This is a genomic window from Limosilactobacillus pulli (assembly GCF_947381555.1).
Taxonomy (GTDB): domain Bacteria; phylum Bacillota; class Bacilli; order Lactobacillales; family Lactobacillaceae; genus Limosilactobacillus; species Limosilactobacillus pulli.
This window is the reverse complement of sequence record NZ_CANCWQ010000008.1, coordinates 16,197-37,664: the sequence shown is the minus strand read 5'-3', so window position 1 is coordinate 37,664 and position 21,468 is coordinate 16,197. Positions and strand designations below refer to the sequence as shown.

Here is a 21,468-nt window from a genome sequence, read left to right as displayed (position 1 = left end):
CTATGGTTGAGCGAAAAATTCTTCAGCTAGCTGCTGGTAGAATTTGATTGATTGATGATAAACGTCTAAATCAACACATTCATTGCTCTGGTGTTGCGTATTGTTGCCGGGACCAATCAAGGCAATGGCAAAGTCACCCTTAGCATGCAAGAACTCAGAGCCATCACTGGCACCAGCCTGGCCCTTGGGTTCAATTGGTCCATCAAACAGTTCATCGTGAACATGTTCAATCATCTTGATCAACGGGGCATCCTTGTCTCCAGGCATTGCGTCTTCAGGGAAGCTGTATTCAATAGTCAGATCATAGCCCGGCTTTTGATTCAGTTGATCAACCAAGCCATTGAGTGCGTCAAAGACGACTTGGTTTGGATATTCGGGAATCGTTCGAATATTGCCTTTCATAACTGCTTTGGCAGGTACGCTGTTAATCTGTTCGCCACCATTAAAGACGCTTTGTACATGGGTGAGAGGCCCCAGCACGGGATTGACCTTGTCGAATTTAGCCATCAGCGGCTTAACCTGAACGGCAAAGTCAATCAGATGGTCGATGGCGTTGATGCCTTTTTGTGGCTGGGAGCTGTGTGCACCTTTGCCCTTGGAGGTAACAATGTAATCGATAATGCCTTTAGACGTGTAGCCGATTTCGTGCATATCGTTACCCGGCTCAGCAATTACCAATCCAGCCAGATTGTCGGCATAGCCTAGCTTGGTTAATTGAGCGGCACCATATTCGCCGGTTTCTTCACCAACCGTACACAGCAGACGAATCTTGCCAGGAACGTGATGGTTTTCCAACATATCCAACATGGCGGCAATTAAAGCTGCCAAGCCACTCTTCATGTCAGAAGCACCGCGCCCATAAAGCATATTGTCTTTAATCGTGGCTTTAAACGGATCCGAGTTCCATTGACTAAGATCACCTGGGGCGACGACGTCTTCATGGCCGCTAAAGCCCAGCATGCGCTCACCTTCACCAATTGTAACGATCAGATTGTCGCGATCTGGTGCATAGCTTACGCGCTCAATCTTGACGCCTTGGTCTTCGTAAGGCTTAAACAGGGATTCAATGTAGTCAGCCACGGCGGCCTCATGATCATTAACCGATTTGATGCTGATCAAATGTGATAATATATCAATTTCTTGTTGCTTATTCATATTATGCACCTCTTGTTGAATTATTTGTTAATAAAATCTTAATAGATAATCATTTTTATGTCAATATAATGAATAAAAATAAATATATAACTTTAATTGAATGTTTTTATGCGAATTTTTCTGATTTAAATTCAAATAATATTATTGTTTAATATTCATAATAATGCATTAATAAACATGAATTAAGGGTTTTTACGTATTAAAAACCCGACCACATCTAGATGAAGTCGGGTTAAAGATTTATCGTTTTAACAATCGCACCACGTTGGCAACGGTTCTGGTCATATTCTCAGGTCCCTTAGCCAGTGCGGACTGTCGATCACTGGCACCTTGCATAATGCTGAAAAAGGCAGTAAAGCCATCCGGATACAGCTTTTCGATACCGTTGCCAAGATAACCAGCAAACGAGATGACTGGCTTATGATGCTTTTTGCCTAACTGCGCTACGCCAAAAGGAGCTTTACCAAAGTGAGTTTGAAAGTCTGTGCCGCCTTCGCCCGTAAAAATATAGTTGGCCTGCTGCACCTTAGCTTCTAAATTAGTAAGTTTGATGACAAGCTCAATGCCGCGTTGCATCTTGCCATCAGCAAATGCCATCAATCCGGCACCTAATCCCCCGGCAGCCCCAGCTCCAGGTTGATTTTCAACATCTTTCCCCAGATCGCGCTTGACGATTTGAGCAAAATGATGCAAATTCTGGTCCAGTCTTTTGATCATGGCAGAATCAGCGCCTTTTTGCCGGCCAAAGACATATGAAGCCCCTTGTGGACCAGTCAGAGGATTTGTCACATCACTGGCTAAGATGATCTTAACTTGTTTTAGCCGCGGATCTAATTCGCTGACATCAATCCTGGCAAGATCTTTTAATGCGCCGCCTCCAACCGGCAGTTCCTGACCACTGCTATCCAAAAGGTGCGCGCCCAATGCTTGTGCCATCCCCGCACCGGCATCATTGGTACTGGAACCGCCCAGCCCAATGATGATGCAGTCGATGTCCTGACCAAGCGCATCCTTAATCAATTCGCCGGTGCCATAGGTCGTTGTCAGCCACGGGTTGCGCTGATCAATCGGTACCATTTCCAAACCGCTGGCCATTGCCATTTCAATTACGGCGGTTCTTGAATCACCTAGGATGCCGTAAGTAGCAGCAGTTGATTTGCCTAGTGATCCAGTGACCGTCAGATGTCTAAAAGTACCATGCGTTGCACTGACTAAAGCATCAGTTGTTCCTTCACCGCCATCAGCCAAGGGAATGCTGATGATGCTGGCATTTGGATCGGCCTGCTTGATGCCGAAAGCCATTGCTTCACAAACCTGGCGCGATGTCATGCTTTCTTTAAATGAATCTGGTGCCAAAAGATAAGTGGTCATGCTAAATACTCCTTATTAAATATTTTGCTTTCTGAAGATTCTTCAGAATTGTTTCATTTTAATCCTATATCAGACCAAGTACGATCCACGTATGATAATAAAAAACGAGAAGGAGTGAGATAATGCTTAGTCTTGATCATTTAAGCCAGATTATAACGCAACTTTGGCCATCAATCAGCTTTGTTGGCAAGGATGACGACGGCGGTCTGGGATGCAGACATGATGATTACGATTGATGCTGATCTGCAAGATGATCCCGAAATGATTGAGCAATATAAAAATGGCTGTGAGATCGTCTACGGGGTGCGCGGTGATCGCCAGACTGACTCTTGATTCAAGCGCAACACTGCTGAGGGCTTCTATAAATTGATGAATCAGATGGGTGTGACCATGATTCCCGACAGTGCTGATTTTCGGCTGATGAGCAATCAGGCAGTACATGCTTTATTGAAGTACTCGGAACGCAATTTGTTCTTACGCGGTTTGGTTCCACAATTGGGTTTTCAGACAGGGAAGGTATACTACTGTATCAGGCTGGTCTTCATTGATGCCTTCACTTTGGTTTATCGGCGGTGCCCAGCGCTCACAGCTTTCGACTCAGTATCATGCCCGGCCGACATATTTAAAACCGGGTCAGATTGTTTCACAGCAGATTAAGCTTAACGGTGAGGGACAATATTTGTCAGTTCAGATTCATCAAGACAGCTCGCTGAAGGTTTCGCTGTATGATCAGCAGAATGGTCAGACCTGGTATTTAAAGCGACGTGGCGTTTATATCGACTATTTCGATCCTTAAAAGCAGGCAACTATCAGATCAGGGTTGCCAATCAGACCAGTCAAAAACAGCCGATTGCAATCTTGAAGACCGATCATTACCAAATGGCAGGTACGTCTTTAATCAGTCCAATAACTAAAAAACGCCGAATCAACATAGGATGCTGAAGCGACGTTTTTGGTTATGATATAATATTTTGGTCTAAGAACATTGGCAGTGCTTCGCTACAAAGGAAGTGATGCCAATGAAGGAGTTAAAACAATGAGGGCGACACTTCCCAACATTATGAAAGGGATTCAAAGTGTCAAACCGACATCAAGATGGCGTCGATCTGAAAGGGCTTGCTGCGGTTCTACATGAACTGCACGGCCTGCCGATCGGTGTTCAGTATGCAGCTCTAGCAGTGGTGGTAATTATTGTGATTGCCTCTCTGATTGCTGGCTGCTGGATGGTCAGTCATTTTCACGTCTGACCAAAAGAAAAACCATCTTTATGAGTGGCAGCTCTAAGATGGTGAAGTAGTTTTATCTGTAAATAAAGCGAAACACTGTCGATTTTCAAGGACATGGGCTAACGTGTTCCAGCACGTTAGCCTTTTTGTTTACGGTATAATTATAACTGGTTTTAAAATGTTTTGCAATTTCAGCTAAAAGAAGATGATCATAGCTGGCTTGCTAGCTGAAAGCACCAGCTATACCCAGCTTTATCAGCATATGTCAATTTATGCTATCTATAGTTGAACATAATACAACAGCCCCGCCCAGTAGATTACTGAGTAGGGCTGATTTTTTAAAAGGGGAGTAACAGGGGATGCAATCGATATTTGCAGCACAATATCCAAACGTCGTCAAATAATTAGTCTTCAAACGATTGGATGCAGACCAGCTGATCGTTTGAGATGTGCTCATTCAATGCATTGGCCAGCTCACCGGAAATCGCACCAGCGGCAGCCTGCTGCTGAACGTAGCTGTGCTCATCTTGAAAGGCCTTGATGGCCAGCGTACGCAAGATATTGGTATCCATCTCGCCACGAGAATGGAAACGATCCAGTGTCTGCTGCCGATTCAGATACATCCGCCGTACCATGGCAACCTCATGCACGTTGTCTGGTGTCTGTACCTCATCTAAAAACTCGTTAACGTCGGTCATGGTCATGCTAAAGATTGATTCTAGACGGTCAAAATACTGTTGCCGAACCGCTTTGGACTTATCTTGCAAAGCCTTGTTGCTATATAGCTTTTGCATTTCGTTAAACGTTTGGGGATGGTGTTTATGCAACTTGTAACTCAGTCGTTTCCATTTCAGCCGGTAGTGCCAGATTCGCAAAAAGGCAAATAGGCCATGCTGACTGTGCATTAAGGCATCGCGGCCAATCATTCGGTCATAGACCTGCTCTTCTTTAGCAGTTACGACACCATTTTCACGCAGCTCAGCCAACGTCTGCATTTCAACACCCCGTGCCTGACTGGCCAAACGATCATAGACATTGCGGTTGATCTTAAACGTCAGCGTCATCTGACTGCTTAGCTGATCAATCACCAGGGCCTGTTCTTTTTTATGATCAGGCGACTCACTGAGCTCATCGATTGCATATTGAACGGTATGAATCAGCTGATCTTGGAACTCATCGTTAGTGTAGTTCTTGGTTTTGGCCGGTAAGAGACGCGGGAAGGCCAGCGTTCCAACCGTCAGACTGATCAGGATCACAATCGCTGCCAGCAGGATCAATTGATTACGGGTTGCCAGCTGCGCGCTTTCTGTCAGAACGGGGATAGAAAATGCCATCGCCAGCGTAATCGTACCGTGAACTCCACCTAAAGCCAGCAAGAGACTGTCGCGGTTAATGTTGTCTGAATGATGCATATCAACCAGCTTGAAGCGCGCCCATAGATAGCGAATCAGCCCTAGAGTCAGGTATAGTCCCAACCCCAGCAAGGCCAGCTTAAGGATGGTTGCGGCTAGCGTCTGGCTGACGACTTCTGGCAGCATTACCCCCAAAAGGACAAAAACAAATCCATTCAACAGGCTCGCGATGATGCTCCAAAGGGTTATCGTGGCATTTTGAACCCGTGAGGAAGTCAATCGCAGCTGATCATACAGGATACTATGGACGATTCCAGCGGCTACGACTGCCAGGATTCCAGACAGGTGTATTTCCTCAGCCAGCCAGTAGACGGCAAATGGAGTCATGACGTTAATCGGGATGACAATTGAGCCAATATCAACGTGGGTTCGCATCAGTGTGGTTCTTAAAGCAATCAGCATCCAGCCCATCAAAGCGCCAAAAAGAATTCCGCCAAAAAAGACGTATAGGAAAACTAAAACGCCATGGCCAATTGAAAACTCACCTGAAGTCAGTGTGCTGGTTGCCAGACTGAACAAAACCAGCCCTGAAGCATCATTGAACAGTGACTCGTATTCCAGGGTCTCGTTGACGTTTTTAGGCATCTCAACATTGTTTGTCAATGACTTAACCGCCACGGCATCAGTCGGTGTGATGATAGCTGCCAGCATAAATGCCAAAGCATAAGTGAAATGCTGCGGCAGAGCCAGTTTTAAGCCGCCACCAACCAAGATTACCGTTACAATAGCCAACCCTACCGCCATTGATAAAATCTGGCGCACGTTTTGAGCAAGTTGGCGAAAAGATACGTTTTGGCCATCATTGAACATCAATGGGGCAATTATCAACAGCATAAATAGCTCCGGCTTTAAGACAATTGCATGCGTATCAATCGGTAAAATGCTCAGCATGATTCCAGCTAGTATCTGATAAATCGCTAATGGCAGAATCGGCCAGAGCAAATGAACAATGTTGGCTGCTACGACGGTGATTAAAAGTAAGCCAACAATATAGACAGTGGTCATAAGATTCCTCCCAAATCATTTTATTTAATTATAACTGATAAACGGTTGGCAATAATAGGGCAATCCTTGCTATTATCCCGTAAATTTATTAACGATAATTTATATTATGTAAAAACTCTCCTGTTTAGGTCAGCATTGATTAGCAGCCAGTAAATTCATTTTTATTTGCTGATTGATAAACCGTTTTGCATTTCGATATTATGCTTTTTTACAGCCAAAATAACAGTAGCCATAAGGTTCAAAATTTTTGACTACTAAAAATATTCAGCCCTTTATGCGTGAATTTGATATTGATCATGGTATAATACTTGAAGTTTTAAAAGACCGATTAGATTGAAATCAAGTAAAGAAGGGATCTACGTGACGCTTACCGGAGCAGATTGGCAGCTTTTGGAATCAATCATCGTTGTCTTGCCAAAGAAGAAAATCAAAAAAGTGTGTAAGCATACCGACGCAACTAAGAAAGCCATTAAGCAGGTACGCAAAGGCCAGTCTTTTGTAAGAGAATGGGATCCAAAAGTGGCCTTTCAGACTTTGCAGTATCTTGAAAAGCATGTTTACAAAAAAGACCTGGCCAAAATGAATCAACACCGCTTGATCTGCAATTACCACGTGATGATCAACGATTTGAATCGGGCAATCTTTGATGAAAACTATCGCGGGCAGTACCCGCCATTAACCCGGAAATCACGCATTCAGATTGAGCGTAATCCATTGGTTCAACCAGGAAAGGGCTATCGCAATATTATCGATTACTATCTAGACGATGGGCTGATGGTAGCACCCAGATATGCCAAGCTTCATGAGGCTACGATTGGCGAGGTTTTGGATGAGATGGCAATCATGGGCCAATACAGCATTTAAGTTCTAAGCAGATCTAAAAACTTATCATTGTCAATATAAAAGCGTCTGGCAGGATACGCCAGACGCTTTTTTAGCTTTTAAAAAGGGATGGCTGATCGAAACGCGCCATCAGATCAGGCAAACGATGAACCAGTTTTTGCCGCGTGGTTAGATCATAAAAATAACTGGTTTGTGCATGCGCGTCGACTGTTTCTCGATAATGAGTATAAACGTCATGTCCGGGAAGCTGGTTCATTTCGACTTGCTTTAAAATTTTAGAGGACAGGCTAAATGCCTCTTGATCACTATCGTCGAACGGGGATGCCTGCCAAAGACTCACCGCAGCATTGATAAAGCGTGAAGTCGGTGTCCTTTGTGAGGGCAGGGGAGCCTTGGAACTGCGAATCGCCATCATTACTTCAGCATCACTGGCCTTTGGATCGATTCCTAGATAACTGGTTAGTTTTTGACGCTGCTTTGCGTAGCGGGGACTATTGGTCAAGACCCCCAACGGCAAGGCTTGAAGCGTCAAATGATATTGCGTGGGTTCAATCAGATAGGTGCCTGTATCGTCATTTAAGAGCCAGTGGAAGGGATGAACGATGTCATCGTCATGCCAGATTACGCCATTTAACGCAACTGAGTCCAATTCCGCAGCGATTTCAGCAACTGACGCGTGCATGCCCAGCAGCCAGCCAATCATGTCTTGGGGCGACAGATTTAGACAATGCACTTGGGGATGATCATAATAAAGCTGCGGACCAGGAAAATAAAGCTCGGCTATCCAAAGCCCCGCTGAATTTAAGCCATCGCCAATTAAATAATGACCATTGATTTCTCGCATGCCCCCCAAAATAGCATAATCATTAGTAAAAGAATTGAATTTAGGCAGGCTCTGCCAATGATAATCAATTGGCAGATAACCTTGCTGCCAAGGTGTGGAACGAAGCGGAAAATCCATCGTGCGGCCTAAAAAACGGTGCTGCTGTCTGGTTGTAAAGCTGATTGCCGTGCACATGCTATCAACGCCTTTTCATGAATTTCAACGTCATTTTAGCATTAATGGCTTGGTATCACTAGTCAACTAACAGACAATCGTTCAATTAGTTGAAAACACTTTGCTATTTTGTATAATTAAGCTAGAGATGCAGGCCATCCACTTAAAGATAGCCAATTACATAATATATCAAAGGAGGAAAATTATGACAACTCACAAATTGATCCGGCTCACTGCAGCGGTTTTATTAGCTGCCACGGTGTCAAGCGGGACGTTTGCCACGACAGCAGAATGGTCGCAAACGGTCCAAGCTGCTGCTCAGAATATTAAATTGAATGAAAAACAGGCCGTTGCTAAATTCAAACAAAAGTATGCCAAGGCTAAAATTAGCGAAATCAGTCTAGAAAAACATCTGAATCACTACCAGTACGAGATTTCCGGATTTGATTCGCAAAAAGAATACTCAGCTAAGATCGATGCACAGACTGGCAAATTGTCAGCTGCCAAAACCGAAAAGCTTGATGCAGATGATCATGAAACAGCCATTAAGCTTAATCAGGTCATCAGCCGCCAAAAAGCTAATCAATTAGCTGAAAAAGCCGCTAAATCCGGTCAAGGCCGTGAATGGACGCTGGAAACCGATGATGGTCAAACGATCTGGCAAGTTGACGTGGTTGACGGTCATCAAAAAACCGAAGTTAAAATCAATGCTGTCAACAAAAAGGTGATCAGTGTCGAGACCGATGATTAGCTAAAAAATGCTCGTCAAGCTGTTTAAAACTTGGCGGGTATTTTTATCTCCCTGTTTTTCGAAAGTAGCATTAAAATTTTAGTTTTAATGCGTTTGCTTTTTTTAAATATTCTTATTACCTATGCCAATTATTTTAAGGAGTTTCTATGACTAAGATTGATATCGTTCACCCTCAGGATTTGGCTGCTATTTTAAGAATTGAACGGCTCGGTTTTAATGAAGCTGAAGCTGGTACTGCCGAGCAATACCAAGCCCGCATCAATCAACTGGCCGATACGTTTTTAGTTGCTCGTGATGAATATGATCGGATCGCTGGCTTTATTGTTGGTCCGGCTGTTGACCAGCAGTTTGAATACATTGAGGATTGGATGTATGAAGCTGATGTCCAAAATCGCCAGCAGCCTGGTGGCAACCAAACGATTCAAACGATTGCTGTTGATCCCGTATATCACGGTCAAGGCATCGGCTCGCAGCTGCTGAGTGCGTTTGAAGATCTGGCCATTCAAAATCAGCGTCACCATATTGCTTTGACTTGTTTGATTGATCGCGTACCGTTTTATGAAAAAAATGGCTATGTTAATCGCGGTATCGCTGCTTCTGAGCATGCTGACGAAATCTGGTACAAAATATGACCAAACTGCTGTAAAATGATTAGCATCCCTGAATTGCTAAACCAATCGATTCAGACCTTAATTTTTCAAACGGTTTCATTTTCAACTTGTCACTAATCAAAATGAAACTTAAAATTATAAGCAACAATTCGCTTTGGGAGTGATTTTGATGATCAAAGACGGTTTTATTCCATTTGGACCTTACCGAACGTATTACCGGATTGTCGGTGAACCCAGTGACAAAGCGCCATTATTGCTGCTGCATGGCGGACCCGGATCAACGCACAACTATTTTGAGTCATTGGATGAACTGGCTAAGCATGATCAGCGTCAATTAATCATGTATGATCAGATTGGCTGCGGTCTTTCTTCAATGCCAGATGATCCGCGCGTCTATAATGCTAAAACCTGGCTGCGTGAATTGAAGAATCTGCGCGACCGGCTGCATCTGGACCGTATCCACCTGCTTGGTCAATCCTGGGGCGGGATGCTGGCAATTATGTATCTTTGTGATGAGATGCCTGCTGGAATCAAGAGCCTGATTCTTTCCAGTACCCTTTCCGATGCCCAATTATGGGGTCGCGAGCAACATCGCCTGATCAGTTTTATGAGTAAAGCAGATCAAGACGTTATTGCTAAAGCCGAGGCTGCTGACGATTTTACCGGTGATGCCTATCAACGAGTCAACGCCAGATTTATGGAGCTGCATGCAGCTGCAGAGCCGGATGAGAATGCGCCAGAGTATCTATGGCGCGAGAAAAACGTTGGTGAGCTGGCCTATCAGACTGCCTGGGGCCCCAATGAATTTACCCCGACCGGCAATCTAAAAGACTATGACTATACCGAAAAACTGCGGAATCTGTACGTACCAACACTGATTACCAATGGTACCAACGATCTATGTACACCACTAGTTGCCAAGACAATGTATGATGCCCTGCCTAACGCCAAATGGCATATGTTTGACGGAACGCGGCATATGTCGTTCGTCGAAAAGCCGCTGGAATATCAGGCTGTCTTGCAAGACTGGCTGAATCAGCACGATTAATTATTATTTAAAAACGCCCTGGTTGCCAGATTGACAAGCAGAGCGTTTTTAGGTTGTTTAGATTGCAGTGTGACGATTCGTCTGCATTAATTGTTATGCATAAAGTCGCAGTAATAGTCGCAGTGCATGGTATTGGGGACTTGATCCCATTTAACCGGATACCCCGCCCCATGCGCACAAAAGACTGAATCCGGTGTATTTTTAAGATCGGCAGTTGGAACATAGTTAGCCTGTTCGATGAAATTTTCAGCATTATGACACGGTCGGTAGCCATCCACTAAACATTCCAGCTGACCTTGACCATGCGTATAGCTGCGCAGTGCCGTTGCATAGTCGCGCAGCTGGGCAACCGGGACCAGTCCTGTCAGTACAGTCCTGCCAATCAACTGGCCAGATTGATTGGTTTGGTCAATTGGATCAACCTTGCCATGCATGCGCTGCAGATCATTAAGTGCACGGCCAACTTGTTTGTCAGGCACCGTAAGTCGGAAACGATACCAGGGCTCCAACAGTAGGCACTGATTTTGCGCCTTTAGCATCATTAATCCCTGACGCAATGCTCGACTGGCGGCCTGACGAAAATCGCCGCCCTCGGTATGCTTGACATGTGCACGACCGCCAACCAGTGTTACTTTGACATCAATCAGGGGTGCGCCGATCAAGACACCCCTAGGACTGGATTGTTCCAGACTGGTGATGATTTGATGCTGCCAATTTTTATTCAGCACGTTTACGCTGCAATCGCTGGCATATTGCATCCCTGTACCGCGTTTTAACGGCTCCAATTTCAGATGAGCCTCGGCATAGTGACGTAAGGGCTCAAAATGTCCGACGCCCTCGATTGGTGCCGTGATGGTCTCACGATATAAAATCCCGCCTTCAACAAAGTCAACGTCCAATCCGAAGCGCTCCGCTAACTGTTGCTGAAGGATCTCCAATTGGACGGTTCCCATGATCTGGACCTGGATTTCTTGCAGCTGTTCATTCCAGACTACGTGCAGCTGCGGATCCTCATCGGCCAGTGTCTGCATGGCCTTAAGACACCGATGAACGTCATTTTCCTTTAGATCAATCGCATAGCTTAAAACCGGTTGCATGATCGTCTGTGTATCGTCTTGCAAGCTGCCCAGACCTTGTCCTGGATAGGTAGCAGTCAGACCAGCAATTGCACAAGTCTGCCCGGCTTTGACGCTGTTGACAATGTTAAACCGTCCGCCATTATATATGCGCAGCTGATTGGCCTTTTGATCGGGCAACAGCTCGGTTTTTGCTTTGAGCATGCCGCCCATTACTCGTACCCAGGTCAAGCGTTCACCACGATCGTCATGTGAAATCTTAAAGACGCGGGCAGCAAACTCATCACCAAACGCTTTTGACTGGGTCCATTTGGCAATCGCGACCAATAAGGCATCGATTCCCTGCAGCTTTAGTGCTGAACCAAAACAGCATGGGAAAAGCCTGCGTTGCTGGATCATTGCTTGGATGTGCGAATCGCTTAAGCGTCCCTGGTCCAGATACTCTAAAAGTGCATCATCATCTTGCATGGCCAGTTCTTCATAGTCCAGCTTATCAAGCGAAAGCAAATTGCCATCAAAGTCAGTTAACGCAAAGCATCCTGGTGACAGCTCTTTTTGCAGTTGTTTTAGAATCGTTTTGCCATCTGCGGTATCGGCATCCATTTTATTAACAAAAACAAACGTGGGAATCTTATTTTTGGCTAGCAGCTGCCACAGCGTCTTGGTATAGCCCTTGATGCCATCGGTAGCCGAAATCACCAGAATCGCATAGTCCAAAACGTGCAGAACCTGCTCTGTTTGGCTGGCAAAATCAACGTGCCCCGGCGTATCCAAAAGCGTAATCAATGTATCGTCATACTCAAGGTGGGCCTGATGCGAAAAAATCGTAATCCCCCTTTTTTTTTCGAGCTGATCAGAGTCTAAAAAAGCATCTCCATTGTCGACACGCCCTAGTTTGCGAATCGTGCCTGTCTGATAGAGCAGTGCTTCAGAAAGCGTGGTTTTACCAGCGTCAACATGGGCAATCATCCCAATGGTAATTTCTTTGGTCAATTCAATTCTCCTTTAAGGCAGCGTATTGCCGGCCGCCAGATAGACATCGTACCATTCTTGAGCCGTTAGAGTAACATCACTGCCTTTTGCACTGTCTAAAATATGCTGTGGATTCATCGTGCCCAGCAGTACCTGCATCTTAGCGGGATGTCTGAGAATCCAGGCAACCGCAATCGCATTTTTGGAAACGTGATACTTATCAGCCAGCTGCTTTAAGACCACGTTTAATTCATGAAACTCTTCGTTATCAATAAAGGTTCCCGCAAACGTACCATATTGAAATGGTGACCAGGTCTGAATCGTCATGTGCTTGCAACGTAGATATTCCAAGAGACCACCATCGTGACTGATCGAAGCCGGATCGGTCATATTGGTATGTAGACCAAAGTCGATCATCCCGGTATGCATAATGGAAAACTGTAACTGATCGATCAACAGGTGCTGGCTGCAAACTTGCTGCAAAAGTTCAATCTGTTGGGGATTAAAGTTGGAAACGCCAAAGTGACGCACCTTGCCGGCCTGTTGCAGCTCATCAAAGGCGGCGGCAATCTGATCAGGTTCCATCAAAGGATCCGGACGGTGAATCAAAAATGAGTCCAGATAGTCAATGCCCATCCGTTGTAAAATACCATCCACTGACTTGATCAAATGCTTTTTGGATGAGTCGTAGCGCGTGATCTGACCGGTTTCATCAGCGTAGAGGCCACCTTTGGACTGAATAAAGAAATCCGATCGCTTCAGGCCACTTTGCTTTAAGGCTTGGCCAAAGTGAATCTCAGATGAGCCACGCCCCAGTTTAGGATCACGACCATAAATATCAGCCGAATCGATGAAATTGATTCCTGCTTCGTGTGCTGCCAGTAATGCCTTGGTGCAGTCCTCGACCGGTAAAGTTCCCATCCGCATGATGCCCAAGGCAACGTTTGCGGCTTCCCAATTGGTTTGACCGATTTTAATCGTTTGCATAAATAAGCGCCTTCTTAAAAATATTGTTGAATTCAGTATAACCTAAAATCGGCTGTCTGTGCGGGCATCACCGTCATTTTAAAAGCGCTGTCAATCAAGTGAAAATAAAAAGACAGGCTTTGGTACCCATCTTTTGTAAGCGATCTTCAATTATGTGACTGATCTGGCAGATCGTAAGTAAAGCCCTCACCTGCCACGCTATCAACGTCAAACGTGGTAATGAAGGCATGTGGGTCAATCTCGTTGATTAACCGTTTTAGAGTAACGACTTCTTCAGAGGCCACAACGCAATAGATGGCCTGTCCTGGACGATGTGAATACGCGCCTTCACTGTTTAAAAGCGTCACGCCGCGCTCTAATTGCCACATGATCTGATTGCTGATCTCCTCAGTTTGACTGGAGATAATAATAAAGCCTTGAGCTGGATAAGAGCCGACTTGAGTGAAGTTGACGACCTTGGAAAAGACATATGATGCTAAAAGCGTGTACATCATCTTTCTAATGTCAATATAGGAAAGCGACGCGGTTAAAACGATCGCATCACATATCAAAAGCGAGCGACCCATGGGAACGCCACGATGCCTTTCAAACATTCGCGCTACTACGTCTGAGCCACCGGTGGTTCCATCAAAGCGATAAACGATCCCGGAGCCAAAACCACCGATCAGTCCGGCCAGCACCCCGGAAATAAAGAGATCATGATGAATGTTTAAGGTAAACGGGACTCGCTGCCAGATCCAAATCCATATCGAAAGCCAGATCGTTCCATAAACTGTATAAATTAAGGCGCGGCGTCCCAGCAGCCGATAGCCGACCAAAATCAGTGGAATGTTGATACAAAGGGTTGAAATTGAAGGGTCGACGTGGAAAAGATGATAGATAATCAGCGAAATCCCAGTAACCCCACCTTCTGCCAGTCGATTGGCAATGTTGATCTTAACAAAGCCCAGTGCATAGATTCCACAGCCAATCGTAATCATCAACAGATCAAGCAGCCCCACTCTTGTTGCCGATGCCTGCTTGCGCATTGCATCACCCACCTTTCCGATAATCAAGCCATGCGATTCATTGTTTGGGTATTGATAACTAAATTCTAGACGTAAATAGGTTGTTTAGTCAAATTACCCCGTTCTAAAATGAAACGCGTATAATGGGGTCATCTGATAATGGGGGTTATGAGATGATGATCAATCAAAAAAGACTGAAAAAGTGGTGCGTCATTTGGGGAATCTTACTGGGGATGGTGCTGACTAGTCTTTCGGCTTCAGCAGCCATTAAACCAGCCACGTTTATCTTTCATGATCGGACCGGCAGTCTGCAAGCTGAAATGCCACTGATCACGGCTGCGCAAAAAAGCAACGTTAAAGTCAGCGTGTTGCATGCCAGGGTTAACAAACAAGGAAAAGTCAAATTAAGCGGTCAGTTAAAGCAAGGTACTGTACCCATCGTGGCCGTTAAGTTTGCCAAACAAGAAGGTAATTATCAAAAAACGGCGACCTGGTCATATCAGGTCATTAAAAAATCCCAAGCCAAGTGGCATTTTAAAGCGATGAACCTGGTTGGCATTGGGACTGGCAATATGGGAATAATGAACTGTCTGGTAAAATACGGTGGTTCAAATCAAATGCCAACCCTCGTCAAACAGGTTGCAATTGCCGGACCGTTTAACGGCACGCATATTCAGCCTAATGCTGGCTCAAAGCTGGCTAAAAATGGTCGGCCGTATCATATGAACATGCTCTATCATGAGCTGCTCAGCCTTAAAAAAGCCTATCCTCAAACCAGCCGCGTCTTAAATATTTATGGCAATCAAGGGCACTATTCAGATGGCATGGTTGCCAATAATTCATCGCGTGCTTTGAAATATTTAGTCACGCCACGGGCCAAATCTTATCAAGAGCAAGTAGTCAACGGTCTGACAGCCAGTCATAAACAATTGACGCGTAATCCGCAAGTGCAAAAAGCCGTCGTTAAATTCTTATGGCATAAATAAAAGCGTTGGATCAAGTCTCAAGGGCTGATTCAGCGCTTTTTAATTATTATATTCAGGCAAAGTGTGGTATTTGGTCAAGATTCCATAATTTAGTCAGTGGTTTGGTTAGTTGCTGAATCGGCAACTGTAAGAATCTGAAAATACTTATCAAGATAGGACTTGTGACTCACCGTCATGATGAGATTACGCAGCATGTGCTTTTGTTCGGTATCTTCATGGCCCACGACTGCTAATTGATCCTGCAGTCCAAACACATAGCGGATTACGTTTTCTAATTCTTCACAAAAATAGTCGTAAGCCGTTTGTGTATCATAGCTTTGATGCTGGATTTGAATAGCCAGTTTCAAGTTGTCCAGTTGCAAGACGTTTTTAGCCACGGCAATAAACATTAATTCTGCCAGCTGATCTTGATGATAGAGCTTTTTTTGCGGCCGCGAGATCAAACCATGCTTAACGTAATTACTGATCATAGAGCTGGTCAGTGTGACATCCCCCAAAGGAGCCAGGCACTGATTGATATAGTCAGCGGCCTGTTTGAGGTAAAGGCCGACTTGGGGAAGCTCTTGGTAGCGTGGCATGTTAAAATCACCCAGATCGGCAGCCAATTGTCGTTCTTTATCAGTCATGTGAATTCCCTTCTTATTTCAATCAAAAACATTATAGCTCAGGATTGGATTTCGGACTAATAGTATCTAAAATTATTTTTACGGTTTTTAAAAAACTTGACGTTGAAAATTGAATCAACTAAACTTCAAGTAAAGAGTTTTTGAAAAACCGGTAATGTAATTGAGGTAACTATCAATGAAAAAGATCGTAGTTGACTCCGGCGCCAATCTGCTGGAAAAATCAATCAAAAACGTTGCATGCGTTAATGTTCCGCTTACCCTGACAATTGAAGATCATATCTGGTCTGATGATGAAGCCCTTGACCTGCCTGCTTTTACAGCGGCTCTGCATCAAACGAGTCAGCCGGCTACTTCTTCATGCCCTAATCTGGCCCAGTGGCTGGCCGCCTATGGAGATGCTGATGAAATCTACGTCTTGACGATTACTGGCAAAATGTCGGGCAGCTATAACACCGCTCAGCAGGCCGCGGCAATTTATCTTGAAGCTCATCCTAGTGCTAGGGTTCATGTTTTTGACTCGCTTTCGGCTGGACCGGCAATGCATTTGATGGCCGAAAAACTGGCCGAGCTGATCAATAGTGGTCAGTCATTTGAGCGGGTCGTGATGTCCTTAAATGAATTTAGATCGCAAGTTGAGTTGATCTTTGCGCTGGGCTCACTGGATAATCTGGCGGCAAACGGTCGAATCAGCCCCGTCTTGGCTAAGGTCGCGCACTTGATGAATCTGCGCGTGATCGGTACGGCTGATCAGGGTAGCTTCAAAATGCTGACCAAGGCACGTGGCCCAAAGAAATGCTTTCAGGCTTTGATTACTCAGATGGAACAAAAAGGCTATCAAGGTGGCGCGGTTAGAATCGATCACGTACAAAATCAAGAGGCTGCCGAACGGTTCCGACAGCTGCTGTTGGCTGAGTATCCCAACGCTAGCGTAGTAATTGGCAAATGCCGTGGACTGTGCACTTTTTATGCCGAGCAAGGCGGTCTGATGATTGGCTTTGTCAAGGGTTATGAACAGCAATAATCATCTTTTTTTGCTTAAATCTGTATCCTATCAACAGTAAAAGATATTTTACTTAGTGTCTAAAAACCACTATGCTAGAAGAAATTCAAATTGGGAGACTTAAAAATGCACGGATTTCTTTTTAAAAAGTGGCGGTGGCTGCTGCTGGCGATTTTAGGATTGGCGATAATTGGCAGTGGAATTTTCTGGTGGCAGCGAGCCCAGGCAGCTCAACAGTTTATTCAATCCAAGACGCCAACCTTCTTTTTTCATGGTTATGGCAGCAGCCGCCATGCTGAAGAACATATGGCTAACACGGCAAAACGAGCTGGAGCGACCAATACGATTATCTGGGCAAATGTCGACCGCGCTGGCAAGGTTACTTTTCATGGTCAGATCAAGGCCAACGCCATTAATCCGATTATTGAGGTCAACTATGAAAACCCGCGGGAAACCAACTATCATACTGACGGTCAGTGGGCCTTCAATGTTTTGAGCGCGGCCAAGCAAAAATGGGGTTTTAAAAAGATGAATCTGGTTGGTCATTCAATGGGCAATATGGACATTATGTACTGCCTCTTGGATCATCCCCACAGCAAACAGCTGCCTAAACTGCAAAAACAGGTTGACATTGCCGGACACTTCAATGGCTTGAATGGCGAGGACGAGGCATCGTCAAAATTGGCTGCGGATGGCAAGCCAACCGTGACCAATCGTTTCTATCGTGAGCTGACCAAGCTGCGAACGACGTATCCAACTGGCGTCAAGATCTTAAATATCTATGGCAATCTGCAGGATGGCTCCCATTCTGACGGCACGGTCCCCAACAACTCATCCAAATCGCTGCGTTACTTGGTGTCGCCAATTGCCCAATCGTATACCGAGCATGAAATTAAAGGTTCTCGGGCTCAGCACAGCAAATTACACAGCAACTCACAGGTTGATTCTCTGCTGATCAATTTCTTATGGGGAAAATAATACAATAAAAAAACAGTGTTGTCTTATGTCTTACAACGCTGTTTTTTATTGGTCTAGTTTAATCAAAATTCTCAAATCAGATAATTAATCCCTTAATAGTTAAAATAACGTAATTGCGGAGCTGCAGAACGCTACGCTGTTGCCAGTGCAAGGTTGCGATGATTTGATTGATGGCGTGCAGAATACTGATGAATACGTTCAGCTTTCAGGTGCCTACAAGTCATTGGCCGTTGATCTTTCTAAAATGTGCAATGATCTGCGTCTGCTGGGATCGGGTCCGCAAAACGGTCTAGGTGAACTGAACCTGCCACAGCGTCAAGCAGGTTCTTCAATTATGCCAGGTAAGGTCAACCCGGTTATTCCTGAATTCGTAACCCAGACTGCCTACCAGGTAATCGGTCATGACGCGACCATCACTATGGCTGCTGAAGCTGGGCAGTTGGAACTCAACGCCTTTGAGCCGGTTATGTTCTTTGATCTGTTTGATGATGCCCGCTTGTTAAATGGTGCCTTGCAGACGCTTAACGAGAACTGCTTGATTGGAATTACCGTAAACGTGGAACGCTGTCGGCAGATGGTTGAATCTTCCGCGGAAGCCGCCACTGCCCTTTCCCCGCTTTTAGGTTATGAAACCGTCAGTCATTTGGTTAAAAAAGCCTTAAAAGAACAGCGTCCGGTTCGTGAACTGGTTGGTGATCGTCTAACAACGGCTGAATTGGATCAAGCCTTGGCGCCAACCGCGTTCTTTGTTAAATAAGTTGTTTAATGAAAAACAGGCTCAGCAGCAACGCTGGGCCTGTTTGATTTAGTGATCACTATATATTGAAGATGGACTGAACTTCGCGTAATACGCCGTCATGATCGTTATCATAACTGGTGACGCGGTTGGCAAGCTTTAAAATATCAGGACTGGCATTTTTCATGGCTACGCCCAGACCGGCTTCTTGCAGCATTTGACGGTCGTTTGATGAATCGCCAAATGCTACGACACTCTTTAGCCGATCATGATCGTCATTGATAATCAGCTCTTTTAATCCAGCAGCTTTATTAACGCCTAATGGTAAGACATCCATACAGCCAAAACCGCTATAGGTCGCATAAACGGGATATCGTCTGATCATGTCTTGCGCAAAACCGCGGATCTGGTCTGGCGTGACTTGATCGTTCAACCAGATGGGATTAACATTATAGATCTTATCCTCAACCTGACTTAGATCATCAACGAAATCGATATTGATGCCAAACGGCCAGGCTTTTAGATCAGAAATCCTGGTGCCCCAGGTATGGTTCCAACCAGTCAGCAAAATTACGTCAGGCGCGACTGGCAATGCGTTGACAGCCTTGATCAGCTCATTGACCTGCGACTTGGAGTGCGTTTTTTCAAAAACAACCTTCCCCTGTTTAACGATCAGTGCGCCATTGATTGAGATAAACGTGTCAATCAATGGACAAGGCGCAAAACACTTCTTTAAAAATCGATAGCTGTCACCACTAGCCACGACCCAAGAAACGTTCTGCTGCTGTAGCTTACTTAACGTCATATTCAAAGCGACGGAATTTAGCTGATGCTGATTGTCAAGCATGGTACCATCGACATCAGTTGCGATATAGCGATACATGACGATCTCCTTTTCCAATTTGGTTGAGAATAGTTTAATATCCCGATTAGTAGCGGCGCTTGCGCAGACCTAAGAAACCAAAACTCAGCATCCCCATCAGCATTCCCAGAATCGTCATGCCAAAACCATTGCGATTGCCGGTCTGTGGCAGGAGCCGTTCCAGAATCGATGGCTCAGCAGTCGTAATGGCGTTAGAGGTGCTTAAAAGCTGGCTGTTGCCGTGCTTAGCCTGACTGACCTTTGTTGGCTCACTGGTTGCCTTGACCGTAACGTCTTTAAGGCTATTCTGCTTTTGTGACTTGCTGGTTGACGTCTTGGTGCTGGAATTGGCGTCTTGCGAAGATGATGTCTGGGTCGTATCCTTGGCAACGGCTTCAATCGCCATCAGCAGATTGGCTTTCTCTAAGGCATCTTGCGCTTTGTCCAAGGCATCGACGGCATCGTTTAATTCTTTCTCCGCATTGCTCAGGTTTCCTTTTTGCGTTTCAACGTCTTTATTGGCATTGGCTAAAGCCGTCTGCGTTTCGTTGACCTTTTGTAGTGCCGATGGAATCAGTCCGTAGATATGTAAGACTCCATAGTTGTCCATTGCAACGCCAACGTATTCAGTGTTGGTGCTCAAAAGCATTCTGGCATGACTGTTTTGCGAGTGAGCATCGTTAAACAGCATGTCCCAAATTGAGACCGTGGTAGCCTGCTTTAAATCGCCCATGGTCTTAATAAGCGTGGAAGCAATATTGGGATTCTTTTCTGAAATTATGCCAATATTTTCCCAGCTAGCCTTAACCTTATCGCTGGTGCCATTATACCGGTATTCAACGTTATCAAAAATCTTATCAAGATTATGAGCTTTATTAAGAGCAATCAACGGCTCCTGCTCAGCCGGTTTGGCAGTTTTGTTTTTGGCTTCAATTTCTTTGTTTTGAGCAATGATTTCCTGTAATTTAACACTAGTGTTCCAATTTTCGTTATTATAGGCGTAATTAACGATATCTAATGCCTGGGCCAGCGTCATATCGTTGTAAATCCAAGCAGTCAGCCCAAATTTAGCCCGAATCTGATTGATCAAAGCGGCCACATAATTGTTGATCTCGCTTTGCTGAGCCAGCGTAAGTTTGGTTGGATCAAGCGTCATGCTTTCATCATCCAGTGTTGGTACAACGGTTAAGGCATCCTTGAGACTAGGATCCATTTCGTATTTCTGCGTTGCTTGATTGAAATGCCAGTTTTCGGTAACGTTGTCCTCGCCAATCTGATTCTTAACATTGGCTGATGCATCAGATGATGAATTGTCAAACATGCTTAAATTGGCATTTTTGATGTCAATCGTACTGCCGTTTAAAGTGGCTGCCTGTTCAGCACTGGACGGCATTTGTGATTGAGCTGCCGCACTGGCAATAGCATAATTGCTCTGCGCGGCATTAGCCGCACTGGCCGCGCTGTTTTGAACTGCTGAAGCCGAATTAACAGCTGCTGAAGCCGAGACCACGGCGGCAGAAGCTGAATTGACTCTTTGCTGAGCTTGAGAAACGGCGGCCTGCGCGCTGGCAACGGTACATTGCGCATCGGTGGTTGAAACCGTAGTATTCGGATTAGCCGTCATAATTTGCGCAGTTGAATTGTTGACGGTGTCGGCATGGGCTTCCTGCCAGCCACCTCCAAAAACAGCCGCGCCAGCGATCACCCCTGCCGTTAAGACTGATTGTTTTAAATGTTGATTCTCCATCTTAGATTACTCCCTTATCAAACAAGTTGGTGGTCAAACCAATTTCAACATTTACTTTACCGATTTCCGTAT

At 45.1% G+C, this 21,468-nt stretch carries 20 protein-coding genes and 1 pseudogene; 11 read left to right on the top strand and 10 right to left on the bottom strand.

The window, feature by feature from the left end; genetic code table 11:
* Complete coding sequence (locus QOS03_RS03860; RefSeq protein WP_283575401.1) at positions 1 to 1,155, bottom strand: ArgE/DapE family deacylase; 1,155 nt, start codon at positions 1,153 to 1,155, stop codon at positions 1 to 3.
* Positions 1,156 to 1,395: 240 nt separating this feature from the next.
* Complete coding sequence (locus tag QOS03_RS03855) at positions 1,396 to 2,526, bottom strand: glycerate kinase family protein (RefSeq protein ID WP_283575400.1); 1,131 nt, start codon at positions 2,524 to 2,526, stop codon at positions 1,396 to 1,398.
* Positions 2,527 to 2,682: 156 nt separating this feature from the next.
* On the opposite strand from QOS03_RS03855, the pseudogene QOS03_RS03850 reads away from it, so the two are divergent.
* The 3 genes and pseudogenes from QOS03_RS03850 to QOS03_RS03840 all read left to right on the top strand — a co-directional run.
* Positions 2,683 to 3,051 (top strand): annotated as a pseudogene (locus QOS03_RS03850) (glycosyltransferase); the annotation flags it as partial.
* A gap of 19 nt (positions 3,052 to 3,070) precedes the next feature.
* Complete coding sequence (locus QOS03_RS09670; protein WP_283575437.1) at positions 3,071 to 3,322, top strand: hypothetical protein; 252 nt, start codon at positions 3,071 to 3,073, stop codon at positions 3,320 to 3,322.
* 280 nt (positions 3,323 to 3,602) lie between these two features.
* Positions 3,603 to 3,773 carry a hypothetical protein gene (locus tag QOS03_RS03840; RefSeq protein WP_160248891.1) on the top strand — a complete coding sequence of 57 codons (171 nt, stop codon included), beginning with the start codon at positions 3,603 to 3,605 and terminating at the stop codon, positions 3,771 to 3,773.
* A 383-nt stretch (positions 3,774 to 4,156) separates the two neighbouring features.
* Here the strand turns inward: QOS03_RS03840 and QOS03_RS03835 are convergent, their stop codons facing one another.
* Positions 4,157 to 6,169, bottom strand: coding sequence for a cation:proton antiporter (locus QOS03_RS03835; protein WP_283575399.1), 2,013 nt, complete (start codon positions 6,167 to 6,169; stop codon positions 4,157 to 4,159).
* 360 nt (positions 6,170 to 6,529) lie between these two features.
* Between QOS03_RS03835 and QOS03_RS03830 the strand changes: the two genes are divergently transcribed.
* On the top strand, positions 6,530 to 7,033 hold the full coding sequence (locus QOS03_RS03830; protein ID WP_283575398.1) for a hypothetical protein: 504 nt from the start codon (positions 6,530 to 6,532) through the stop codon (positions 7,031 to 7,033).
* Positions 7,034 to 7,103: 70 nt separating this feature from the next.
* Here QOS03_RS03830 and QOS03_RS03825 read toward each other — a convergent pair whose 3' ends face one another.
* The gene (locus tag QOS03_RS03825) at positions 7,104 to 8,030 is read right to left on the bottom strand and encodes a linear amide C-N hydrolase (RefSeq protein WP_283575397.1); all 927 of its coding nucleotides are present in this window, start codon (positions 8,028 to 8,030) and stop codon (positions 7,104 to 7,106) included.
* A gap of 184 nt (positions 8,031 to 8,214) precedes the next feature.
* On the opposite strand from QOS03_RS03825, the gene QOS03_RS03820 reads away from it, so the two are divergent.
* From QOS03_RS03820 to pepI, 3 genes are all read left to right on the top strand, one after another.
* Complete coding sequence (locus QOS03_RS03820; protein ID WP_283575396.1) at positions 8,215 to 8,760, top strand: PepSY domain-containing protein; 546 nt, start codon at positions 8,215 to 8,217, stop codon at positions 8,758 to 8,760.
* 146 nt (positions 8,761 to 8,906) lie between these two features.
* Complete coding sequence (locus QOS03_RS03815) at positions 8,907 to 9,392, top strand: GNAT family N-acetyltransferase (protein WP_283575395.1); 486 nt, start codon at positions 8,907 to 8,909, stop codon at positions 9,390 to 9,392.
* Between the two features lie 145 nt (positions 9,393 to 9,537).
* Positions 9,538 to 10,419, top strand: a complete 882-nt coding sequence (gene pepI, locus QOS03_RS03810; protein ID WP_283575394.1) for a proline iminopeptidase — start codon at positions 9,538 to 9,540, stop codon at positions 10,417 to 10,419.
* A gap of 86 nt (positions 10,420 to 10,505) precedes the next feature.
* On the opposite strand, the gene QOS03_RS03805 is transcribed toward pepI, so the two are convergent.
* The 3 genes from QOS03_RS03805 to QOS03_RS03795 form a co-directional block, all read right to left on the bottom strand.
* Positions 10,506 to 12,488, bottom strand: coding sequence for an elongation factor G (locus tag QOS03_RS03805; protein WP_283575393.1), 1,983 nt, complete (start codon positions 12,486 to 12,488; stop codon positions 10,506 to 10,508).
* 12 nt (positions 12,489 to 12,500) lie between these two features.
* Positions 12,501 to 13,454 (bottom strand): aldo/keto reductase, encoded by a 954-nt coding sequence (locus tag QOS03_RS03800; RefSeq protein WP_283575392.1) that lies wholly within the window; start codon positions 13,452 to 13,454, stop codon positions 12,501 to 12,503.
* Between the two features lie 146 nt (positions 13,455 to 13,600).
* Positions 13,601 to 14,482, bottom strand: coding sequence for a YitT family protein (locus QOS03_RS03795; RefSeq protein WP_283575391.1), 882 nt, complete (start codon positions 14,480 to 14,482; stop codon positions 13,601 to 13,603).
* A 152-nt stretch (positions 14,483 to 14,634) separates the two neighbouring features.
* Here QOS03_RS03795 and QOS03_RS03790 point away from each other — a divergent pair, with 152 nt between their 5' ends.
* Complete coding sequence (locus QOS03_RS03790) at positions 14,635 to 15,447, top strand: alpha/beta hydrolase (protein ID WP_283575390.1); 813 nt, start codon at positions 14,635 to 14,637, stop codon at positions 15,445 to 15,447.
* 89 nt (positions 15,448 to 15,536) lie between these two features.
* Here QOS03_RS03790 and QOS03_RS03785 read toward each other — a convergent pair whose 3' ends face one another.
* A complete protein-coding gene (locus QOS03_RS03785) occupies positions 15,537 to 16,073 on the bottom strand; it encodes a DUF1836 domain-containing protein (RefSeq protein WP_283575389.1) in 537 nt (178 codons plus the stop codon).
* A gap of 175 nt (positions 16,074 to 16,248) precedes the next feature.
* Between QOS03_RS03785 and QOS03_RS03780 the strand changes: the two genes are divergently transcribed.
* The 3 genes from QOS03_RS03780 (at position 16,249) to QOS03_RS03770 (ending at position 18,808) form a co-directional block, all read left to right on the top strand.
* Positions 16,249 to 17,094 carry a DegV family protein gene (locus QOS03_RS03780; RefSeq protein ID WP_283575388.1) on the top strand — a complete coding sequence of 282 codons (846 nt, stop codon included), beginning with the start codon at positions 16,249 to 16,251 and terminating at the stop codon, positions 17,092 to 17,094.
* A gap of 105 nt (positions 17,095 to 17,199) precedes the next feature.
* Entirely contained in the window at positions 17,200 to 18,051 is an 852-nt protein-coding gene (locus tag QOS03_RS03775) for an alpha/beta hydrolase (RefSeq protein WP_283575387.1), read from the top strand.
* 112 nt (positions 18,052 to 18,163) lie between these two features.
* A complete protein-coding gene (locus tag QOS03_RS03770) occupies positions 18,164 to 18,808 on the top strand; it encodes a lyase family protein (protein WP_326520884.1) in 645 nt (214 codons plus the stop codon).
* A gap of 58 nt (positions 18,809 to 18,866) precedes the next feature.
* On the opposite strand, the gene QOS03_RS03765 is transcribed toward QOS03_RS03770, so the two are convergent.
* Both QOS03_RS03765 and QOS03_RS03760 read right to left on the bottom strand, forming a co-directional pair.
* Positions 18,867 to 19,670, bottom strand: a complete 804-nt coding sequence (locus QOS03_RS03765) for an HAD-IIB family hydrolase (protein ID WP_283575386.1) — start codon at positions 19,668 to 19,670, stop codon at positions 18,867 to 18,869.
* A gap of 46 nt (positions 19,671 to 19,716) precedes the next feature.
* Complete coding sequence (locus QOS03_RS03760) at positions 19,717 to 21,396, bottom strand: LPXTG cell wall anchor domain-containing protein (protein ID WP_283575385.1); 1,680 nt, start codon at positions 21,394 to 21,396, stop codon at positions 19,717 to 19,719.
* Positions 21,397 to 21,468: the final 72 nt, after the last annotated feature.

Bases quoted from the DNA above. Each gene is read 5' to 3' on its own strand.
- QOS03_RS03790 (WP_283575390.1), top strand. From the start codon at position 14,635: ATGATGATCAATCAAAAAAGACTGAAAAAGTGGTGCGTCATTTGGGGA.
- QOS03_RS03835 (WP_283575399.1), bottom strand. From the start codon at position 6,169: ATGACCACTGTCTATATTGTTGGCTTACTTTTAATCACCGTCGTAGCA.
- QOS03_RS03860 (WP_283575401.1), bottom strand. From the start codon at position 1,155: ATGAATAAGCAACAAGAAATTGATATATTATCACATTTGATCAGCATC.
- QOS03_RS03815 (WP_283575395.1), top strand. From the start codon at position 8,907: ATGACTAAGATTGATATCGTTCACCCTCAGGATTTGGCTGCTATTTTA.
- QOS03_RS03855 (WP_283575400.1), bottom strand. From the start codon at position 2,526: ATGACCACTTATCTTTTGGCACCAGATTCATTTAAAGAAAGCATGACA.
- QOS03_RS03825 (WP_283575397.1), bottom strand. From the start codon at position 8,030: ATGTGCACGGCAATCAGCTTTACAACCAGACAGCAGCACCGTTTTTTA.
- QOS03_RS03785 (WP_283575389.1), bottom strand. From the start codon at position 16,073: ATGACTGATAAAGAACGACAATTGGCTGCCGATCTGGGTGATTTTAAC.
- QOS03_RS03780 (WP_283575388.1), top strand. From the start codon at position 16,249: ATGAAAAAGATCGTAGTTGACTCCGGCGCCAATCTGCTGGAAAAATCA.
- QOS03_RS03765 (WP_283575386.1), bottom strand. From the start codon at position 19,670: ATGTATCGCTATATCGCAACTGATGTCGATGGTACCATGCTTGACAAT.
- QOS03_RS03775 (WP_283575387.1), top strand. From the start codon at position 17,200: ATGCACGGATTTCTTTTTAAAAAGTGGCGGTGGCTGCTGCTGGCGATT.
- QOS03_RS03800 (WP_283575392.1), bottom strand. From the start codon at position 13,454: ATGCAAACGATTAAAATCGGTCAAACCAATTGGGAAGCCGCAAACGTT.
- QOS03_RS03795 (WP_283575391.1), bottom strand. From the start codon at position 14,482: ATGCGCAAGCAGGCATCGGCAACAAGAGTGGGGCTGCTTGATCTGTTG.
- QOS03_RS03820 (WP_283575396.1), top strand. From the start codon at position 8,215: ATGACAACTCACAAATTGATCCGGCTCACTGCAGCGGTTTTATTAGCT.
- QOS03_RS03760 (WP_283575385.1), bottom strand. From the start codon at position 21,396: ATGGAGAATCAACATTTAAAACAATCAGTCTTAACGGCAGGGGTGATC.